Here is an 18,163-nt window from a genome sequence, read left to right as displayed (position 1 = left end):
CAAACTCCTTCTGTATTGGGCCTTCTATTTGAACGGCTTCCAAAAAAATATACAGTACATTATAGCACAAAGCGCATTGGAAACTCCAGTCATTCCGTCAGATGCCGATTCTCGCCCAACCGCTAGGCCGTATGACCGCCTTGTGCCGGGGAACCCTACTGTTGAAAAAGGCCAAGCGAACCGGAGGTTCTCTCCATGAACAAGTGGGTGTCTCTCTGTCTTTACTCCCTTCTGATGGCAGCCAGTTCCGCGGTCATCGCCTGCGGCTTCCAATTGTTCCTCATCCCCGAGGGCCTTCTGAGCGGAGGCATCTCCGGCGTGGCCATGGTGGCGGGCTACATCACCGGCTGGAATATCGGCTGGCTCTATTTTGCCCTCAACGTCCCCATCCTGTTGTGGGGGCTGAAGGTTCTCGGACGCCGATTCATCGTATACAGCATCGTCTCGGTCGCCAGCACCTCGTTGTCCATGCAGGTCATCCCGGTCCTCGACCTGACGGACGAGCCTTTGCTGGCCGCCGTGTTCGGAGGCGTTCTCGTCGGAACGGGCACGGCCGTCGCCCTTCGTTACGGCGGCTCATCGGGAGGCTTCGACATCATCGCTTCCATTATTTCCCGCTACCGCGACCTTCCAGTCGGCATTCTTATTTTTTTTCTGAACTCGGCCGTCGTGATCGCCTTGATCTTCTACAATCGCAATTGGGATCCCGCCCTTTATTCTATGCTGTCGATCTTCGTGACGGGAAAAGTGATTGACGCCGTGCACACGCCGCATCGCAAGGTGACGGCGTTCATCGTAACGAACCGGACCGAGGAATTGGCCGCCAGACTGCTGCAGATGCCGCGCGGCGTCACGATCCTGAAGACGAGGGGCGGCTTCACGAGCGCGGAGAGGGATATGTTGATGACGGTAACGACTAGATACGAGCTGGCCGAGCTTCGCAAGCTGGTCCGGACTCTCGATCCGAAAGCGTTCGTCAACATCGTCCAGACGGTCGACGTCATCGGCGAATTTCGAGGCCGCTCCGCCCGCTGAACGCTCCCTATATCTTTTTCCCCGTCCGCCCCCCCGATTCCTTCCTATTCTTAATAAAGTTTATCGGACGATTTCCGCAAGAGCTCCCGCTCCTCGTTCGTCCCCGACACCGATTCGCAACATGCGGCAAAATACCTCTGTCTCCCTTCGGCAAACTCGTTTATAATCGGGTCAAAGAGCTTAAGGGGAGAGAAGCTTCATGGACGTCTTACTGGCTTTGTTTTTGCTGCTGCACGCCTCGTCCTCCGGAACCGGAGCCGCGGCCGGGCAGACGGAAACCGCCACGCTTGAGCAATTCATACATACGGTCTATCAAGCTTCGCAAACGCAAGGAACAGGCTCCGGCTCCGCTTCGGCCGGCCGGACGCCGGACAATTCCGCCGCCGAGAACGCCGATCCGCAGCCGGACGCGCCCAAGGTCAAAGGAATTTATGTGACCGCCTACAGCGCCGGAGGATCGCGGATGGCTTCGCTGCTCGACCTGGTGGATAAGACCGAGCTGAACGCCATGGTCATCGACATTAAGGACGACAACGGGTACATCACCTACAACACGGACAATCCGGAGCTTCGGAAGCTGGGAACCCCGCAGCCCTTCATCAAAGACATCGGCAAGCTGATGAACACGCTGAAAGCGCATCAAATCTACCCGATCGCGCGCATTGTCGTGTTCAAGGACACGGTGCTCGCCAAAGAGCACCCTGAATTCTCCTATGTGACGGGCGCTGGAAGCGTGTGGAAAAACAGCAAGGGAGACAGCTTCGTCAACCCGTACCGGAAGGAGGTATGGGACTACAACGTCGCCATCGCCAAGGAAGCCGCCAAGCTCGGGTTCAAGGAGATCCAGTTCGACTATGTCCGGTTCCCCGAAGGCTTCGAGAAGAAAGCCGACTATTTGAAGTTTACCAAATCGAACAAGTCACGGGTCGAGGTCGTCTCCGATTTCGTCGCCTACGCGCGCGGACAGCTCGCCCCGCTGGGCGTCCGGGTGTCGATGGACATCTTCGGCTACGCCGCGTCGGTGCCGGCGGCGGAAGGCATCGGTCAGGACTTCGTGAAAATCTCCGACGGAGTCGACGTCATCAGCCCGATGATTTATCCCAGTCACTACAGCGCAGGGTGGTTCAATCTGAAAAATCCGGATTTGGAGCCGTACGCGACGATCAAAGGCGCGATGGCGGACACGCACAAAAAGTTGGATACGCTCGGGGCCAATCAGCCGATCGTTCGCCCCTGGATTCAGGACTTCACAGCGAGCTGGCTGGGCAAAGGGCACTACATGAAGTACGGAGCGGCCGAAGTGTCGGCGCAAATTAAAGCGCTCAAGGATTCGGGCGTGTCCGAATTTCTGCTCTGGAACGCGGGCAACAAGTATTCCGCCGGGGCGCAATACTGATACATTCCCCCAAAAGTGACGTGAAGCGCTGCAGCTTATTCCGATTACTTTTGGGGGAGCCCCCGCTCGAACGCCGCGCAAAAAAGCTGCACCGGCTCCAGCCCTTTCGGGCGCCGGTTGCAGCTTTTGGGCCTTCCGCTCAGAATTACGGTTCCTGAACCTCGATCACGTACGCGGCTCCCTTGACGGCGCGCCGCTTCTCCAGAAGCACAAGCTCGCGCACGTCCTGCTTGCCGATGAAATGCTTCTCGAGGTGAACCTCGGCTTGCTCGAGCACGTCCTTGTCGGATTCGCCCATGACGATCAGCACGGCCTTCCGATCCGCAAGCGTCGCTTCGACTTTGTATAAATACATTCCGTGTTCGCTCCTTCGCGGGACGATCGCCTTATTGGGCCAGGCGAATAGCCAAATTGTATAAGTTCATGTCGAAGCTCTTCTTGCTCGTCACGACCTTGTCGATCTCCGTCGCGACCAGCTCTCCCTTAATAATGCCGCACGCCTTGGCGGAATCGCCCTCGGTCAGCTTCTGGACGGCAAAATCGCCGAGACGGCTCGCCAGAATCCGGTCGTTATGCGTCGGCGTGCCGCCGCGCTGAATGTGGCCGAGCACGGTGACGCGCGGCTCGATGCCGCTGTATTCGGTAATCTGGCGGGCGATGTCCTCCCCCTTGCCGGCGCCTTCCGCCACGATGACGATACTGTGGCGCTTGCCGTTCTGGAAATTTTCCTTCATCCGGCCGGAGATTTCCTTGATGTCGAACGGCACCTCCGGCACGAGAATGGATTCGGCGCCGCTGGCCAGGCCCGCGTACAAGGCGATGTCTCCGCAGTGTCGGCCCATGACTTCCACGACGGACGAGCGCTCGTGCGACGTCATCGTGTCGCGCAGCTTGTTGATGGCGTCCACGACGATGCTAACCGCGGTGTCGAAACCGATCGTAAAGTCGGTGAACGGAATGTCGTTGTCGATCGTGCCGGGCAGGCCCATCGTCTTGATGCCGAGCTTGCTCAGCTTGTTCGCCCCTTGATAAGAGCCGTCGCCGCCGATGACAACCAGACCGTCGATGCCGTGCTTGCGAAGCACCTCGGCGCCGCGCTGCTGGCCTTCCGGCGTCAGAAATTCCTTGCAGCGGGCGGTCTGAAGAATCGTGCCGCCGCGTTGAATAATGTCCCCGACGCTCCGCAAATCCATCTGGCGCAAATCCTCGTTGAGAAGCCCCTGATACCCGCGTTGAACCCCGAAAACCTCCAGCCCCCGGAACAGCGCACTCCGTACGACGGCCCGGACCGCCGCGTTCATCCCTTGCGAATCTCCCCCGCTGGTCAATACGGCAATTTTGCTAACTGCGCTCATGAACCGTTGCTCCCTTCAACTGTCTCGTTAGTGCTCATTTTACATCGCCTTGCGAATCCAATGGGTGTTCAACCAGAAAAACACCCGGGTCCAAGGGCTGCCTCTCATGAGCAGCCTGGCCGTCCGGCGGACGTTCCGCTGGTCCCGCACTTTCGGATCGGACAAGTACAGCGCGACCAAGCCCTCCACAATCATCCGGTGGAACCTGGCGAACGGCAGCCTGTCCGCCGCAAGCCGCGCGGCTTGCACCATGCGCTGAAGACGCTCGTCCAACTCTTCCTGGCTGGCGTAATAGCTGCAGAAGTTCAGATCGCCTCCGAGCTCGTCCTCCTGCTGATCGATCAAATAGTCGAGCAGAATGTGGAGGCCGTTGATGGACGGGAAATAGGCTTCCCGGATGAAGCGCCCGGCGGACGGCTCCAGCTTCTCGTCGCTCGCCGCGAGGAACAGCATGAACATGCCCAGCGTGGAACCGGTCGCGGCCGCGAACTCGTTCCACTTCAACTCCGGATAGCGCGGGGAGTGCCGGTCCCACCATTCGAGCAGTCGCGGCTCGCGAAGGCTTCTGTCGATGTGTTTGTACACCTGCAGGTCCCCGTAGAGCGATACCAGATCCCGCACTTCCTCTTGTACGTGCCGGTACGAAGGAAGCCGCTCGGCGCAGGATTGGCAGCGCTTAACGAGTGCGTGAAGATAGCCTCCGTCGTCCTGCTCGCTGCGAAGCTCGTAATAATTGCACGTCGCCGCTCCGGGCGTTACCGCATCCAGCATGCTGCGATGCAGCAGCCGGAAATCTTCCGCATCGAGCGACGTGCTCCGGTCGCACAGATTGTCCAGGTAATCGCTGATCGTCTGCAGGGCTACTATGAGCGGAATGAGGACATCCCGGCTGGCTAGGTTGGCCGCCGCGTACACCGCTCCTCCCTGGCAATGGAACTCCTTGGCCGTCATGCTGTCGATCGCCTGCTTCCTAAGCTCCGGGTCGGGAATCGTCTCCGCCATCCGGCGCCAATTGCCGAGCTCCGCCCGCACTTCGGGGAGGATGTACTTGTATACGCGGGCCATCAGCGTGACGGGCCCTCTCGGCGAGCGGCCCGCAAGCAAAGTAAAGTCGGTCAAAGCGGTACCTCCAGCTGCCATCGGACTCAGCCGTGCCTGCGAGTCTCTTCTTCGAAATCTTGTTCGGTTCGATACCAAATGTTCAGGTCGTTGATTCGGCTGGCGAGTTCCGCGATCTCGTAGTTCAGGCGGCAAGACTTCGCGAAGTCTTCCTCCTCGAACAGTTCGCTCTGCATCGCCCGGATCGATTGCTCGAATTCGGCGATGCGATCCGGAATCCGTCCCCGAATCGCCTCCCAGGCTTCCAGGAGGGCGGCTTTCCGGTCTTGGCTCAGGCTCTCCCACTGCTGGGTCAAACGGGGAACGGCGATGCCCAGGCGGCCGTCCATCGCGAATTGACCGCAGGCCCAGCGGCTTACGTTAAACCATTCTCCCATGTTCAACCCCTGTTCCATACATCATTCTCTAATTTATCATTTCGACAAGGCTAAATCCAGTGAAAAAGTATTGAAAACAGCCCCCGAACGTCGTCGAACCTGCTATAATACTCGGGAATACATAAGGAGATGAACCGCGTTGTCCGCCCTAGAAGAGAGAGTCACCTTGAAGCGGCTTTTTTTCTTTTTCATCCCGCTCGGCTTGTCCGCGCTGCTGATCAATTTGTCCCACGTCGTTATAAACGGCACGCTGGCGCGAGCGGCCAACCCGGAGTTCATTCTGGCCGGTTACGCCACCGCCATGAGCCTGCTTACCGTCACCGAGCGTCCCGCCGTGCTGTTCCGCGAGACGTGCTCCGCGCTCGTGCGGGACCGCCTGTCGTTCGCCGCCATTCGCCGGGTCGCGTTCATCGTGTTCGGCGGATCGCTCGTCTTCGGCGGCCTCATCGCCTACACGCCGGTCGGCCGATGGGTGTTCGGAGGCGCTTACGGAGCCGACGCCGACACGGCCGACGCTGCGGTGGATGTCTACCACGCGCTTATGTTCCTCAGCGTTTTTTCCGGCATCCGCTGCCTGTATCAAGGGGTTATTATCTATAAAATGCGCACGAAGTGGCTGACGGTCGGAATGGTCTTCCGCCTGGGCGCGATGATCGCGCTGTCGCAATACATGCTGCATGTCGGCGTCACCAACTCCCGGCAAGGCGCGGTCATCTTCGTCTTCGGCATGATCGTCGAGGCGGCCGTCAGTTGGCTCGAAGGCCATAAGCTGGCGCGGGAGCTCCCCGAACGGGACCCGGATTGCGACGTCGCGCGTCCCGGCCAAGTGCTTAAATTTTATAACCCGCTGCTGTTCTCTTCGCTCATCATCGTATGGGTGCCTCCGATTTTGAATGCGCTGCTGGGGCACACGGACCGGGGAACGCTGGCGATCGCTTCCTTCTCCGTCGCGGGAAGCTTCATGAACCTGGTGCTCGGCTTCTTCAACTATTTCCACCAGATCGCGCTGCAATTCTATCGGACCCATCCGCTGCTCGTCCGCAAGTTCGTCTTGCTGATGGCGTTCGTGCCCGGGGGCCTGATCGCCTGCATCGCCTTTACGCCCGCGGGCCCGTGGATTTTCGTCCATCTGATCGGGGTCGAGGATCGGCTGCTCGATGCGAGCATCAACGCGCTGCGGGCTTATTTGCCGTACGTGCTCATTTTTCCGTGGCTGGATTCGTTAAACGGTATTATTTTGTCGCGGGGGCAGACGAAGCTGATGTTCGGGTCGCAGACGTCGAACGCGCTCATCACCATCGTGCTGATCGTTACGCTGACGCTCGCCTTGCCACAGTGGGCGGGGACGCTCGGTTCCCTCGCGCAATCGGGCGGCATCGCGGCGGAGCTGGCGCTGCTCTACTGGCTGTTCCGGCGAAGCCGCCGCATGGAGCGAATGACCCGGCTTCCCAATCTCAACGCGGAGGGGATCGAACGATGAAACTGCTGCAATCCGACGCCGGCCAACTCGCGGTGCTTCGCAGCCTGCATTTTATGAATTACGCGACGATGGTGCTCGTCGTGACGTTTTTCCCGCTTTATTTCGCCGATCTCGGCTTTACGAAGCTGCAGATCGGAGCGATCTATTCCATCGGTCCGATGCTGTCCATCTTCTCCAACCTGCTCGCGGGCATCGCCGCCGACCGGTCGAAAGCGCTGCGCCGCGTGCTCAACCTGATCTTTCTGGGCCAATTGCTGGCGCTCGGCCTGCTGCTTCCCCAGAAGGAATTCGGCGTTATCGCCGTGCTGATGGGCGTATTCTACCTCTTCCAGACGCCCGTCAACTCCATGATGGACAGCCTCACGCTGCTGGCCGCCGACCGGATGAACCGCTCCTTCCCTTCGATCCGGATGTTCGGCTCGCTCGGCTACGCCGTCTGCGCGCTGGCGTTCGGCTTCATTCTGAAAGCCGTCGGATCGTCGTGGACGATGGGGTTCGGCCTGGCGACCGTCGTCTGCTCGCTCGTTCTGTCGCTGGCGCTCGGCAACTTCCAGGCGTCGCTCAGCAAATTCCAGTTCAGCGGGCTGTGGGTCGTCTTGAAGCGCAAGGAGACGCTCGCCTTCTTCGGTCTCGTCGCCCTTGTGTCCGTCTCCCACCGGATGAACGAAGGCTTCCTGGCGGTCGCGATGCGGGAGCTCGGCGCCAGCAGCTCGATGATCGGAGCGGCTTCGCTGGCCTCGTCGGTCAGCGAGATTCCGATCTTCTTCCTGCTCGCCAAATTCGGCCACCGCTTCCGGGAACTCCCGCTGCTGGCCGTCGCCAGCCTGATGTACATGGTGCGGCTCGGCCTGCTCAGCATCGCGCACGAACCGATCGCCTTCGTCTTCCTCCAGATGATGCACAGCGTGACGTTCGGCATTTACTACATCACCGCGCTCCGCTATTTGCAGTCGGTCGTGCCGGACGAGTTCCGCTCCTCGGGGCAGGCGCTGTTCGGCATGGTGTGGACCGGACTCGCCGGGCTGATCGCCGGCACGCTGGGCGGCTGGCTGTTCGACGCCTACGGTCTGAGCGTCGTGTTCCGCTTCGGCTCGATGTTCGCCTTGGCCGCCGCGGTCGGCTTCCTGATCGTCCACTTCCGGCGCTCCGCCGCATAAAATCAAAGAAGACAGAGGAACGGCCGCGCGTGCGCCGCACGACCGTTTCTCTGCCTTTTCTTTTACCTTATCCATCCGCTATACCAGATGGCAAGCCACGTAGCGCTCCCCGCCGACATGGCGGAATTCGGGCCGTTCTTCCGCGCATCGCGCGACGGCGAACGGGCATCGGGTATGGAACTTGCAGCCCGACGGCGGATTGGCCGGGTTCGGAATATCGCCCTTGAGCACGATCCGCTCCCGCTTCAGCTTCGGAATCGGAATGGGCACGGCCGAGAGCAGCGCCTTCGTATACGGATGCAGCGGCTCCCGGAACAGGTCGTCCCGCGAAGCCGTCTCCGCCATCGATCCCAAATACATGACGCCGACCCGCGAACACAAATGCTCGACCACGCTCAAATCGTGCGAGATGAACAGGTACGTCAACCCGTTCGTCTCTTGCAGCCTGCGGAACAGATTAATAATTTGCGCTTGAATGGAGACGTCCAGCGCGGACACCGGTTCGTCCGCCACGATCAGCTCCGGATTCAGCACAAGCGCTCTCGCGATCCCGATCCGCTGGCGCTGTCCGCCCGAGAACTCGTGCGGGAACCGGTCGATATGATAGGACGACAACCCGCACAGTGAGAGAACGTCCAGAACGCGGTCCCGAACCTCGTCCTTGGAAGCCAGTCCGTGCTCCAGCAGCGCTTCTCCGATCGCATCGCCGACGCGCACGCGGGGATTCAAGGAGCTGTACGGGTCCTGAAAAATGAGCTGCAGCTTCGGCCGCAGCTTCCGCAGCTCCTGCGGAGGCAGCGCGTACAGATCGACGCCTTTGAACGCTACCTCGCCTTCCGTCTTGTCCGTCAGCCGGATCGCCGTTCGTCCGACCGTGCTCTTGCCGCTGCCGGATTCGCCCACGAGTCCGAACGTCTCTCCCGGCCGAATCGTAATGCTGATGTCGTCGACCGCCTTCACTTGACCGACCGTGCGGTTCAGCAGCCCGGACTTGATCGGAAAATATTTCTTGAGCCGCCGGATGTCCAGCAACGGTTCAGACATAAGCGACCGCCTCCTCGTACAGCCAGCAGGCGACGCGGTGCCGCTCTCCCGCTTCTCTCAGACGCGGTTCCCTGCTTCGGCAGACGTCCATGCATTGCCCGCAGCGGTCGTGGAAGTAGCAGGACACCGTCAATTCCAGCGGATTCGGAACTTGGCCGGGAATGGCATACAGCTCGTCCTGGCGATGGTTCAGAATCGGCTTCGAGCGAAGAAGCCCCTTCGTGTACGGATGCTTGGGATGGGAGAACAGCTCCGTCACTTCGCCTTCCTCGACGACTTTGCCCGCGTACATGACGACGACATAGTCCGCCATCTCGGCGACGACGCCCAGATCGTGCGTAATGAGCAGAATGGACATGTTCGATTCCGCCTTGAACCGCCGCAGCATATCCAGAATTTGCGCCTGGATCGTCACGTCGAGCGCGGTCGTCGGCTCGTCCGCGATGAGCAGCTTGGGGCTGCAGGAGATCGCCGCCGCGATCATGATCCGCTGCAGCATGCCGCCGCTCAGCTCGTGCGGGTAGGCGTTCGCGATCTGCTCCGGCCTGGCGATGCCGACCTGGGCGATCAGTTCGATCGCGCGCGCCCGCGCGGCTTTTTTGCCCAGCTTCAAATGCTCGATGAGCGGCTCCATGATCTGCTCGCCGACCGGAAGAACCGGGTTGAGCGACGACATGGGCTCCTGGAAAATCATCGCGATCTCATGGCCGCGCAGCGTCCGCAGCTCGTTCTTGTCCAGCTCGAGCAGGTTCCGGCCGTCGAATTCGATCCGGCCGCCGACGACTTTGCCGGAGCTTCCCGCCGCCAGCCCCATCACCGACAGGGCCGTAATGCTCTTGCCGCAGCCCGATTCGCCTACGATGCAGACGGTCTCCCCCTCCCGGACGCGCAGGCTCACGCCGTCGACCGCTTTGATCGTCCCTTCCGGGGCGAAGAAATGGGTGCGCAAATTCTCGATCGTAAGCAAGTCTCTCATTCCGATGCGCCACCTACCTTTTCTGCTTGGGATCGAGAACGTCCCGAAGTCCGTCTCCGAATAGGTTGACGGCGATGACCGTCGCGAAAATGCAAAAACCCGGCGGAATCCACAGCCACGGCCGCTGCTGAAAGTCGATCAAATTGTTTGCCGCATCGATCATGTTCCCCCAGGTCGGCGTCGGAGGCATCACGCCGAGGCCGAAGAAGCTGAGCACCGACTCGCTCAGAACCGCTCCGCCGATGTTGAGCGAAGCGATGACAATGAGCAGCGGCACCAGATTCGGAAGCAAGTGGCGAAACAGTTTGCGCCTGGCGCTCAATCCGAGAACGGTCGCCGCCTGCATAAATTCGCGTTCCCTCAGGCTGAGCACCTCGCCCCGGACCATTCTTGCAATGCCCGGCCAGTTGACGAAGCTGAGCAGAAGCATGACGATGTACATCCGGTCTTCCGGCGGCACCTTCCATTCGGACAGAAGCGCGCCCAGAATGAACAGAAGCGGAAGGCTCGGCACGGTCAGCAGCAAATCCCCGATCCGCATAATGATCTGATCGGCGATTCCTCTGTAATAACCGGCAATAGCGCCCAGCAGCGAGCCGAGGAAGACGGACAGCACCATCGAAGCGAGCCCGACCGTCAGCGAGATCCGGCCCGCCTGCATGACGCGGGTCAGCACGTCCCGTCCCAGCGCGTCCGTTCCGAGCCAGTGCTTCCAATTCGGAGGCTTGTTCATGAGCGCCATATGAATTTTGTTGTCCGTGTAAGGCGAGAAGAGCGGACCGATAAAGCAAATCGCGAACATGAGCGCCACGACGATTCCTCCGGCCATCGCCAGCTTGTTTTGCAAGAGCCGCCGCAAAGCCAGCGCCCACAGCGAAGTCCGGACGGATTCCTTCCGGGCGATCGGAGTATCGGCCGCCGGCAAGCCGCCGCTTATCGCAGACATTCGTTACCCTCCCTCATTGCAGTCTGACGCGCGGATCCGCGACGCGGTACAAAATATCCGATAGCAGCGTGCCGATGACGGTCAAAATGGCGATCAGCACGGTGAAGCCCATCAACAGCGGATAATCCCGGAGTCCGAACGACTGCATGTACAACTGGCCGATTCCCGGCCAGTTGAAGATTTTCTCGATAATCAAGGAACCGCCGAACAACGACGGAAGCTCGAAGCCGACGAGGGTGATCGCCGGAAGCAGCGCGTTGCGCAGCGCATGCTTGAACAGCACTTTCCGCTCCTTCAGCCCTTTGGCGCGCGCCGTCCGGATGTAATCCTGCTTCAGCACGTCGATCAGATTGCCGCGGATATAACGGGTCAGCGAGCCGATCCCAAGCAGCGTCATCACGACGACCGGGAGCGTCATATGGCGCACGACCTCGCGGAAGTAGGCGATGCCGGTCGCGTTGCTCCCCGTCGTCAGCATGCCGCCGGGCGGCAGCAGCTTCCAGTCCACGGCCAATATCTTGATCAGGAACAGACCGATGAAGAAGGACGGCAGCGACATCGCCCCGAAGATGACGACCATCACCAGCGTATCGAACCAGGAATATTGCTTGTAGGCGGCAACGACGCCGATGACGACCGCGATCAGCCAGGTGAAGAACGTGGAGACGGCGGCGAGCAGGAACGAGTTCCAAATGTACTCGTTAAACAGGGTGAGCACCGGCTTCTGCTGCGCCAGCGAATAGCCCAAATCGCCGTGAAAGGCATGCTTCATCCACGTGGCGTAACGCTCGAGCACCGGCTTGTTCAGGCCGTAGATCTCCCGGAGCTCCGCCTTCCGTTCGGGCGTCAGCTTGATGTTGCCGCTAATGAAGTCGCCCGGCGTCCAGGCGTACAAGCTGAATATAAGCAAAGAGGCGGCCAGCAAGATCACGACGGTATACAGCAGTCTTTTCGTCAGAAACGCGCTCATTATCCGCACCTCAATCGATCATCCCCCGCCGGATCGGCAGGGGACGATAGTTCTTACTTCAGGGACCAGTCCGGCAGGCTGGGCGAGATGCCGTTGAACGGGCTGACCGACAGATTCTCGATCCGGCCGTTGTATGCGTAAACCGTCTTCTTATAGCTTGTGAAGATGACCGGCAGCTCGTCGTTGAGCAGTTGGAAAATCTGCTTGTAAATGTTCTTCCGCGCCTCGATGTCGTTCGTCGCCAGACCCTGGTCGAACAGCTCTTTGAATTTCGGGTTGTCGTAGCCTTTGATCTCCCCGTCCACGAATTGCAGCAGCCCGTCGGACGGATCGGTCAGGAGCGGCGTCGAGAACGAGACGAGATCGTAATCGCCTCCTTCCACCTTGGAGACGAGCGAGTTGAAGTCCGCGAACACTTCGGGCTCGAACTTGATGCCGAGCGCCTCGAAGTTTTCTTTGGCGACCGCGATGAAAATGTCCGTGTCCTTTTTCTTCGTTCCCAGGTAGTGAATCGTCAGTTGCTTCCCGTCCTTCTCCCGGATGCCGTCCTTCCCAACGGTCCAGCCGGCTTCGTCAAGCAGCGCCTTCGCTTTGTCCGGATCGTACTTGTACGGGTTGATTCCCTCTTCGGTATACGCCCACGAAATGGGCGACGAAGGGATGTTGGCCACCGCGCCCGCTCCCTGGTTGGCGTCGACGTAGATGCTTTGCCGGTCCAACCCGTAGGCGATCGCTTGCCGCACCTTCTTGTCTTTAAAAGCTTCGTGCTCCAGGTTCACCTGCAAATAGCCGTATGTGCTGGGCGTGTAAGGCAGAATATTGACAAAGCCGAGACTTTTCAGCTTGTCGATGTTCTCCTGGGTCGCGCTGAATGAAGCGAAGTCGATTTCGCCGGTCTCGAGGAATTGCCACGTATCGCCTTCCGACGTCTTGTACAGGAAGTGCTCCGTCTTCGGCTTGCCTTTGTAATAATACTCGTTGGCGACGAACCGCACTTCTTGTCCCGGAATGAACTTCTCCAGCTTGTACGGACCTGTTCCGACCGGTTTCTCGTGAAGCTTCTTGATATAGTCCAGTTGGCCGAACTTGTAATCTTTGCCGTAATACGCCTTGGACAGCACGTCCGATCCGAGCGTCAAGAGCGCGGCGGCGTTCGGCTTCTCCAGCGTGACGGAGACGGTGAGCGGATCGATCACTTTAATGCCTTCAATGCTCGCCGCCTTGCCTTCCTTGTAGGCTTCTCCGCCTTTGACGCCAAGGGTGCTTACCAGAGAGTCGCCGTCGTAGGCTTTGTCGTGAAGAATCGTCCACGTGAAGGCGACGTCGTCGGCCGTTACCGGGGAACCGTCACTGAACTTCAAATCTTTGCGAAGATGGAACGTGTAAGTCAAATTGTCGGGGGAGACGTCCCAGCTCTCCGCAAGCGCCGGAATCGGCACACCCTTGTCGTCCACCGTCACGAGCGGGGTATACAGCAAGGAAGAGACGTTCCCGTCGTATCCGCTCTGATGAAAGTAAGGCGTGAACGCGCCGCTCGGATCGGTCAGAGCGACGATAATCGTATCGGTCCGTTGCTGCGCCGCGCCGGGCAGCTTGGACAAGTCGCTTGCCGGGATGACATCCGAAGGCGAAGCCGACGGAGACGAAGACGGCGATGCCGCGGATGCGGCCGAGGGCGACGATGCGGATTCCGAGGCGCCTCCGGAGGGCGCGGATGAGTCCGACGAACCGGACGAGCATGCCGATAAGAGCAATCCCAGAATCAGAATGGCGGATAACGCAGCGATCGATTTCTTCATGATTTCCTCCCTGATATTTCTATCGTTTGTTAGTCCCGACATACCCGATAATTTAAGTGGGATATATCGTAATAGCTCTTATTATAGGAACCAATTTCGGTTCTGTAAATAGAGAACCGACAAATAATTCGCCATATAGAGAAATTATATAAGGACATGCAAATAAAGAACCCTACCGTTCCGAATAACCGGTCCGATAGGGTTCGATAGGGTTCGATCGTTCGCTTGCGCGTCAGCCACTCAGCCTCGTTCGATATACGCCAGCAATTTGTTTTGCATTTGCTGCAGCGCCGCGGGTCGGAAGCTGTATTCGATGAGCGACTCTCCTTCGAAATGCGCGTGAATGAGCCCCGCCATGCGGAGCTTCGTAATGTGATCGTGGGTAATTCCTTTCGACAATTGCAAGTGGCGCACGATTTCGATAAAGCTGCGGGGACCGCCGTGAAGATAGCGCAATATTTTCAGCCGGCTTCTCTCGCTCAGGCTGCGAAGGATGCGGTAATCGGGCGTGGCCAGATCCTCCTCTTCGCCGAAATAAACTCGGGCTCCGTAATGACATACCGTCATCGAGCCGAATTCGTAAATGACGTTCAACGGTTGAAAATGGTATTGAGGAATCAGTACGAGCCGCTCCATGCCGGGCATCGGCTTGAATATCAAGCCGTTGGTCGTCCGGTCGATGAACTCGTCCTCCGGCAAGCGCGCCAATTGCTCCTTGCGGTTCCGTTCTTCGTCGCGCAGAGACCGGATGACGGCCGGATCGACGGTCTTGAAGTATTGGTCGTTCCAATGCGAAAACAAGGTCAGCGTTCTGGAGCGAAACTCCCCCATTTGCTCCGGGAACTGGTTGCCGTAATCGGACATCAACTCGTAAAGATCGCCGACCGCCAGCCCCTCGAGCCATGCCAGAAAGCCTTCTACGTCGTCGGCCGGACACAAATGAACGAGCAGATAGGTCATTTTCCAATCGTGGTCGACTTCCGTTCGGTCCAGCATGGACGCAAATTCGGGGGTTAGCCGCTCGCGGGCGGCTTTGGCCCAGGCGGCGCCAAGATCGATTTTCTTGTGCGATTGGCGGCAAATAAAGGTGTGAAGGCTGTTGATCGCTTCGTACAAAGGTTTGAATTCCACTTGCGGACGGTATTTCAAGATTGTTCGCCCCTCTCTGCTAACCATTATAGCTTTTCCAAGGAATGGCGGAAACCGAAGGCGCGAAGATCGGTCTGGGCCGAGTCCGGCGGCTCAGCCCCGATCGTTCGTCAAGTTCGAAGACGGCGGCCCCTCGGGTTCGACTAAAAAAGAACGGCCGCCTGCCGGCAGCCGCTCAAATCTCGTATAAAAACGGAAAACATGCTTCTATTCCAATCCACGGTTCCTTCAGCCGGTCTCCGCCTGAGGCGGCTCCCATTCCTTCGTCTCGTCCCGAATGACCTGAATGCGCGATATGCGCAAATGATCGGTCTCTTCGACAACGAGGCGGAAGCCCTCTTCCAGCTCGACCGACTGGTGCTTCTTCGGCGGAATCTCGATCTGGGAGTACATCCAGCCTCCGATCGTATCGTAATCGTCCGTCGAAATATCGAGACCGAAGAAGCTGTTCACTTCCTCGATCAGCATCATACCGCTGATCGAATAAGAGTAATCGTCCTTCTTCTCCAGTTCCGGCCGTTCCTCGTCGAATTCGTCCTGAATGTCGCCGACGATCTCTTCCATAATATCCTCAAGCGTCACCAGGCCGGATGTGCCTCCATATTCGTCGATCAGAATGGCGATCTGCGTCTTGTTCTTCTGCATCAGCTTCAGAAGCGAGCTGATCGGCATGCTCTCGGGCACCGTCGTCAGCGGCCGGACGAGCCGGCGAATGTCGTGAACGCCGTCGTCGGAAGCTTGGAGCAAATCGCGAATATGAACGAAACCGATGATGTTGTCCTTGTCGTTCTCGCAAACCGGATAGCGGGTGTGCATCTCCTTGAGCACGATCTCCTTGTTGTGCTCGAAAGAATGGTTCGCGTACAGGCAAACCATCTCGGTCCGGGGAATCATAATCTCCCGGGCGTTCGTCTCGGCGAATTCGAAGATGTTGTCCACGAGCGTCAGCTCGGTGTTGTCGATCAATCCGCTCTTATGGCTTTCCTTCATTAAAATCCGGATTTCTTCTTCCGTATGCGCCGATGAGATTTCGTTCGCGGGTTCGATGCCGACAAGCTTCAGGATGGCGTTCGCGGTGCCGTTCAGAAGCCAAATAAAGGGGCTCATCAATTTGCGGAACGCGATTAGCGGAGCCGCGGCCCATAAGGTTACCGTCTCCGACTGGCGGATGGCCAGTGTTTTGGGGGCCAGCTCGCCGAGCACGATATGGAGAATCGTAATCAGGGAAAAGCCGACAACGAACGACACAGGATGGATCCAGCTCTCCGCAAAGCCTAAGTCGTGAAACAAAGGTCTGAGCATCATCGCAATCGTCGGCTCTCCGATCCAGCCGAGTCCGAGCGACGCCAACGTAATGCCCAATTGGCAGGCGGATAAGTAGGCGTCCAAATGACCGGTCAGATGGGAAGCGAGCTTCGCCCGTTTGTTGCCTTCCTGAACGAGCGTGTCGATGCGGGTTCCGCGCACTTTGACCATGGCGAATTCGACGGAGACAAAAAATCCGTTCAAAAACACCAGCAAAAAAATCAAGACCAAGTCCACCGCTAGCGGAAACGGGTCACTGTCCAAACGATCCCTACCCTCCGTTCGGAGGATAGGTACACCTCCTTTATATCGAAAAAGATAAAATATGGAAAAGGATTCGAATTTAAACTTTATTCTAGCTTAGTCGATGACACAGGAAGCCGTCAAACGGCGATTCACCCCGTAAACGGCCGCAGCGGGGGGCTTCCTTCGTGTCAGCCTGCTTCCCGGGCCGTTTTTCCTTGCGGAATCGGCGTATATCCGCCATTACACGCTCAGAAAGGTTCCGGTGGCCGGAAAGGTTGGCCGTCCCCGGGCGAATCGACCTTCGAGCGGCCGGAGGAAATGGCGGGAACCGTCGATTGGGACGTTCGCCGGATTGCCCGCGATGCTGGCGGCCGCCATCAAATAAAAAAGCAAACGCCGGTCCTCCTGGACCGCGTCTGCCCGTTCGTCTCACGGCTCTCCGCGTTTGCACTGCCGCCTGCGCCGCTCCTGGTTCTGCCTGATTTTGTCCTCCATTCCCTGTTCGGAAGCTTCGAAGAACACCCGGTCCCGAATCGGATCAGGCAAATATTGCTGATCTACGTAATGCCCCGGATAGTCGTGCGGATAGCGGTAACCGACGTGGCCCAGCTTCTTGGCTCCGCTGTAGTGGCCGTCCCGGAGATGAAGCGGAACTTCCGCCGATTTCAACGTCTCGAAGGATTCCATAATCTTCCCGATCGTAACGGCGATCGAGTTCGACTTCGGGCTCTCCACGGCGAACAGAATAGCTTGCGCGACAATATATTTCGATTCCGGCCAGCCGATCCGGTGATAGGCTTCCATCGCGCTGACCGCCTGCACCATCGCCTGCGGATTGGCGAGTCCGATGTCCTCGCTGCAGGCGACCGTCAGCCGGCGCAGGAACACCATCGGATCCATGCCGAGCTTCTCCACGGCGTAGAGGAACCAGAACAGCGCCGCGTCGCTCGATCCGCGCACGCTCTTGTGGAAGGCGGACAGCACGTCGTACTGCGTAGACTCGTCCGCCTGCACCGTCGGCTGCCGGATCGATTCCTCCGCAACCTCCAGCGTAATGTGCACGAAGCCGTCCGGATCGGACGGCGTCGTCACGGCCGCCAGCTCGAGAGCCGTCAGCGCCCGGCGAATATCCCCGTTCGCCATCGCCGCTATATGCTCCAGCGCTTCTTCGTCGACGCGCAGCTTCATAAAGCCGAGCCCTTTGACCGGGTCGGCAATCGCCCTGCGCATCGCCAGCAGCGAATGCTCCTTCGTCAACGGCTGCAGCCGGAACAGCGTGGAACGGGACAACAACGCTCCGTTGATGGAATGGTAAGGGTTCTCCGTCGTCGCCCCGATGAACACGATGATCCCCTTCTCGACGGCCGGCAGCAGCGCATCCTGGCGGGCGCTGTTAAAGCGATGCACCTCGTCGAGGAACAGAATCGTTTTGCGGCCGTACATATTCTTGTTGCTCTCGGCCTGCTCGATGACTTCCCGCACGTCCTTGACGGAAGCGTCCACCGCGTTGAGACGGACGAATTCGCCTTCGGTTCTTTTGGATATAATATGAGCCAGCGTCGTCTTGCCCGATCCCGGCGGCCCGAACAGCACGATCGAGGTCACCGCGTCCCCTTCGATGGCGCGCCGCAGCAGCTTGCCCGGCCCGACGATATGCTCCTGACCGATATATTCCTCCAGCGTCTCCGGCCTCATGCGGTCCGCCAGCAGTCTGGCGCGCGGCTCGGCTTCCGCCCGAAAGCTGAACAAATCCATTTCACTCCCGCCTTTCTCTTCCTCCATCTTAGCAGATTCTCCGCTCGTTCGGAA

The 18,163-nt window shown here is 58.9% G+C and carries 17 protein-coding genes; 4 read left to right on the top strand and 13 right to left on the bottom strand.

Annotated features, from left to right (window positions below; all coding sequences use genetic code 11):
• Nucleotides 1-195: 195 nt before the first annotated feature.
• Nucleotides 196-1,035: a YitT family protein gene (locus G485_RS0122425; protein WP_027094377.1), complete on the top strand. Its 840-nt coding sequence runs from the start codon at nt 196-198 to the stop codon at nt 1,033-1,035.
• A 199-nt stretch (nt 1,036-1,234) separates the two neighbouring features.
• Entirely contained in the window at nt 1,235-2,431 is a 1,197-nt protein-coding gene (locus G485_RS0122420; RefSeq protein ID WP_027094376.1) for a putative glycoside hydrolase, read from the top strand.
• A gap of 145 nt (nt 2,432-2,576) precedes the next feature.
• Here the strand turns inward: G485_RS0122420 and G485_RS0122415 are convergent, their stop codons facing one another.
• The 4 genes from G485_RS0122415 to G485_RS0122400 form a co-directional block, all read right to left on the bottom strand.
• Complete coding sequence (locus G485_RS0122415) at nt 2,577-2,786, bottom strand: DUF3906 family protein (RefSeq protein WP_027094375.1); 210 nt, start codon at nt 2,784-2,786, stop codon at nt 2,577-2,579.
• Between the two features lie 31 nt (nt 2,787-2,817).
• Nucleotides 2,818-3,786, bottom strand: coding sequence for a 6-phosphofructokinase (gene pfkA, locus G485_RS0122410; RefSeq protein ID WP_027094374.1), 969 nt, complete (start codon nt 3,784-3,786; stop codon nt 2,818-2,820).
• A gap of 39 nt (nt 3,787-3,825) precedes the next feature.
• Nucleotides 3,826-4,851 (bottom strand): tetraprenyl-beta-curcumene synthase family protein, encoded by a 1,026-nt coding sequence (locus G485_RS0122405; protein ID WP_084423456.1) that lies wholly within the window; start codon nt 4,849-4,851, stop codon nt 3,826-3,828.
• Between the two features lie 80 nt (nt 4,852-4,931).
• Nucleotides 4,932-5,282: a hypothetical protein gene (locus tag G485_RS0122400; protein WP_027094372.1), complete on the bottom strand. Its 351-nt coding sequence runs from the start codon at nt 5,280-5,282 to the stop codon at nt 4,932-4,934.
• A gap of 139 nt (nt 5,283-5,421) precedes the next feature.
• Between G485_RS0122400 and G485_RS0122395 the strand changes: the two genes are divergently transcribed.
• Both G485_RS0122395 and G485_RS0122390 read left to right on the top strand, forming a co-directional pair.
• Complete coding sequence (locus G485_RS0122395) at nt 5,422-6,762, top strand: hypothetical protein (protein WP_027094371.1); 1,341 nt, start codon at nt 5,422-5,424, stop codon at nt 6,760-6,762.
• On the top strand, nt 6,759-7,919 hold the full coding sequence (locus G485_RS0122390; RefSeq protein WP_035157764.1) for an MFS transporter: 1,161 nt from the start codon (nt 6,759-6,761) through the stop codon (nt 7,917-7,919). The genes G485_RS0122395 and G485_RS0122390 overlap by 4 nt, the downstream gene beginning before the upstream one ends.
• 78 nt (nt 7,920-7,997) lie before the next feature.
• Here the strand turns inward: G485_RS0122390 and G485_RS0122385 are convergent, their stop codons facing one another.
• The 9 genes from G485_RS0122385 to G485_RS0122345 all read right to left on the bottom strand — a co-directional run bounded on the left by G485_RS0122385 (nt 7,998) and on the right by G485_RS0122345 (nt 18,109).
• Nucleotides 7,998-8,963 (bottom strand): ABC transporter ATP-binding protein, encoded by a 966-nt coding sequence (locus G485_RS0122385; RefSeq protein ID WP_027094369.1) that lies wholly within the window; start codon nt 8,961-8,963, stop codon nt 7,998-8,000.
• Nucleotides 8,956-9,939, bottom strand: coding sequence for an ABC transporter ATP-binding protein (locus G485_RS0122380; RefSeq protein ID WP_027094368.1), 984 nt, complete (start codon nt 9,937-9,939; stop codon nt 8,956-8,958). The genes G485_RS0122385 and G485_RS0122380 overlap by 8 nt, the downstream gene beginning before the upstream one ends.
• 13 nt (nt 9,940-9,952) lie before the next feature.
• Complete coding sequence (gene opp4C / locus G485_RS0122375) at nt 9,953-10,885, bottom strand: oligopeptide ABC transporter permease (RefSeq protein ID WP_027094367.1); 933 nt, start codon at nt 10,883-10,885, stop codon at nt 9,953-9,955.
• A gap of 13 nt (nt 10,886-10,898) precedes the next feature.
• Entirely contained in the window at nt 10,899-11,855 is a 957-nt protein-coding gene (locus G485_RS0122370; protein ID WP_027094366.1) for an ABC transporter permease, read from the bottom strand.
• A 53-nt stretch (nt 11,856-11,908) separates the two neighbouring features.
• A complete protein-coding gene (locus G485_RS0122365; protein WP_027094365.1) occupies nt 11,909-13,654 on the bottom strand; it encodes an ABC transporter substrate-binding protein in 1,746 nt (581 codons plus the stop codon).
• Nucleotides 13,655-13,894: 240 nt separating this feature from the next.
• A complete protein-coding gene (locus tag G485_RS0122360; RefSeq protein WP_027094364.1) occupies nt 13,895-14,803 on the bottom strand; it encodes an ArsR/SmtB family transcription factor in 909 nt (302 codons plus the stop codon).
• Between the two features lie 228 nt (nt 14,804-15,031).
• Complete coding sequence (locus G485_RS27840; RefSeq protein ID WP_420805833.1) at nt 15,032-16,339, bottom strand: hemolysin family protein; 1,308 nt, start codon at nt 16,337-16,339, stop codon at nt 15,032-15,034.
• A gap of 255 nt (nt 16,340-16,594) precedes the next feature.
• Nucleotides 16,595-16,747, bottom strand: a complete 153-nt coding sequence (locus G485_RS30235; RefSeq protein ID WP_156922545.1) for a hypothetical protein — start codon at nt 16,745-16,747, stop codon at nt 16,595-16,597.
• 36 nt (nt 16,748-16,783) lie between these two features.
• Nucleotides 16,784-18,109, bottom strand: a complete 1,326-nt coding sequence (locus G485_RS0122345) for a replication-associated recombination protein A (RefSeq protein WP_027094363.1) — start codon at nt 18,107-18,109, stop codon at nt 16,784-16,786.
• Nucleotides 18,110-18,163 lie beyond the last annotated feature (54 nt).

It is taken from the genome of Cohnella thermotolerans DSM 17683, from assembly GCF_000429825.1.
GTDB lineage: Bacteria > Bacillota > Bacilli > Paenibacillales > Paenibacillaceae > Cohnella > Cohnella thermotolerans.
The sequence above is the reverse complement of the archived record's forward strand: the minus strand, read 5'-3'. Positions and strand labels throughout refer to the sequence as shown.

Bases quoted from the DNA above. Each gene is read 5' to 3' on its own strand.
- G485_RS0122390 (WP_035157764.1), top strand. From the start codon at position 6,759: ATGAAACTGCTGCAATCCGACGCCGGCCAACTCGCGGTGCTTCGCAGC.
- G485_RS0122425 (WP_027094377.1), top strand. From the start codon at position 196: ATGAACAAGTGGGTGTCTCTCTGTCTTTACTCCCTTCTGATGGCAGCC.
- G485_RS0122345 (WP_027094363.1), bottom strand. From the start codon at position 18,109: ATGGATTTGTTCAGCTTTCGGGCGGAAGCCGAGCCGCGCGCCAGACTG.
- G485_RS0122365 (WP_027094365.1), bottom strand. From the start codon at position 13,654: ATGAAGAAATCGATCGCTGCGTTATCCGCCATTCTGATTCTGGGATTG.
- G485_RS0122415 (WP_027094375.1), bottom strand. From the start codon at position 2,786: ATGTATTTATACAAAGTCGAAGCGACGCTTGCGGATCGGAAGGCCGTG.
- G485_RS0122370 (WP_027094366.1), bottom strand. From the start codon at position 11,855: ATGAGCGCGTTTCTGACGAAAAGACTGCTGTATACCGTCGTGATCTTG.
- G485_RS0122385 (WP_027094369.1), bottom strand. From the start codon at position 8,963: ATGTCTGAACCGTTGCTGGACATCCGGCGGCTCAAGAAATATTTTCCG.
- G485_RS0122420 (WP_027094376.1), top strand. From the start codon at position 1,235: ATGGACGTCTTACTGGCTTTGTTTTTGCTGCTGCACGCCTCGTCCTCC.
- G485_RS0122405 (WP_084423456.1), bottom strand. From the start codon at position 4,851: ATGGCCCGCGTATACAAGTACATCCTCCCCGAAGTGCGGGCGGAGCTC.
- G485_RS0122380 (WP_027094368.1), bottom strand. From the start codon at position 9,939: ATGAGAGACTTGCTTACGATCGAGAATTTGCGCACCCATTTCTTCGCC.
- opp4C (WP_027094367.1), bottom strand. From the start codon at position 10,885: ATGTCTGCGATAAGCGGCGGCTTGCCGGCGGCCGATACTCCGATCGCC.
- pfkA (WP_027094374.1), bottom strand. From the start codon at position 3,786: ATGAGCGCAGTTAGCAAAATTGCCGTATTGACCAGCGGGGGAGATTCG.
- G485_RS0122400 (WP_027094372.1), bottom strand. From the start codon at position 5,282: ATGGGAGAATGGTTTAACGTAAGCCGCTGGGCCTGCGGTCAATTCGCG.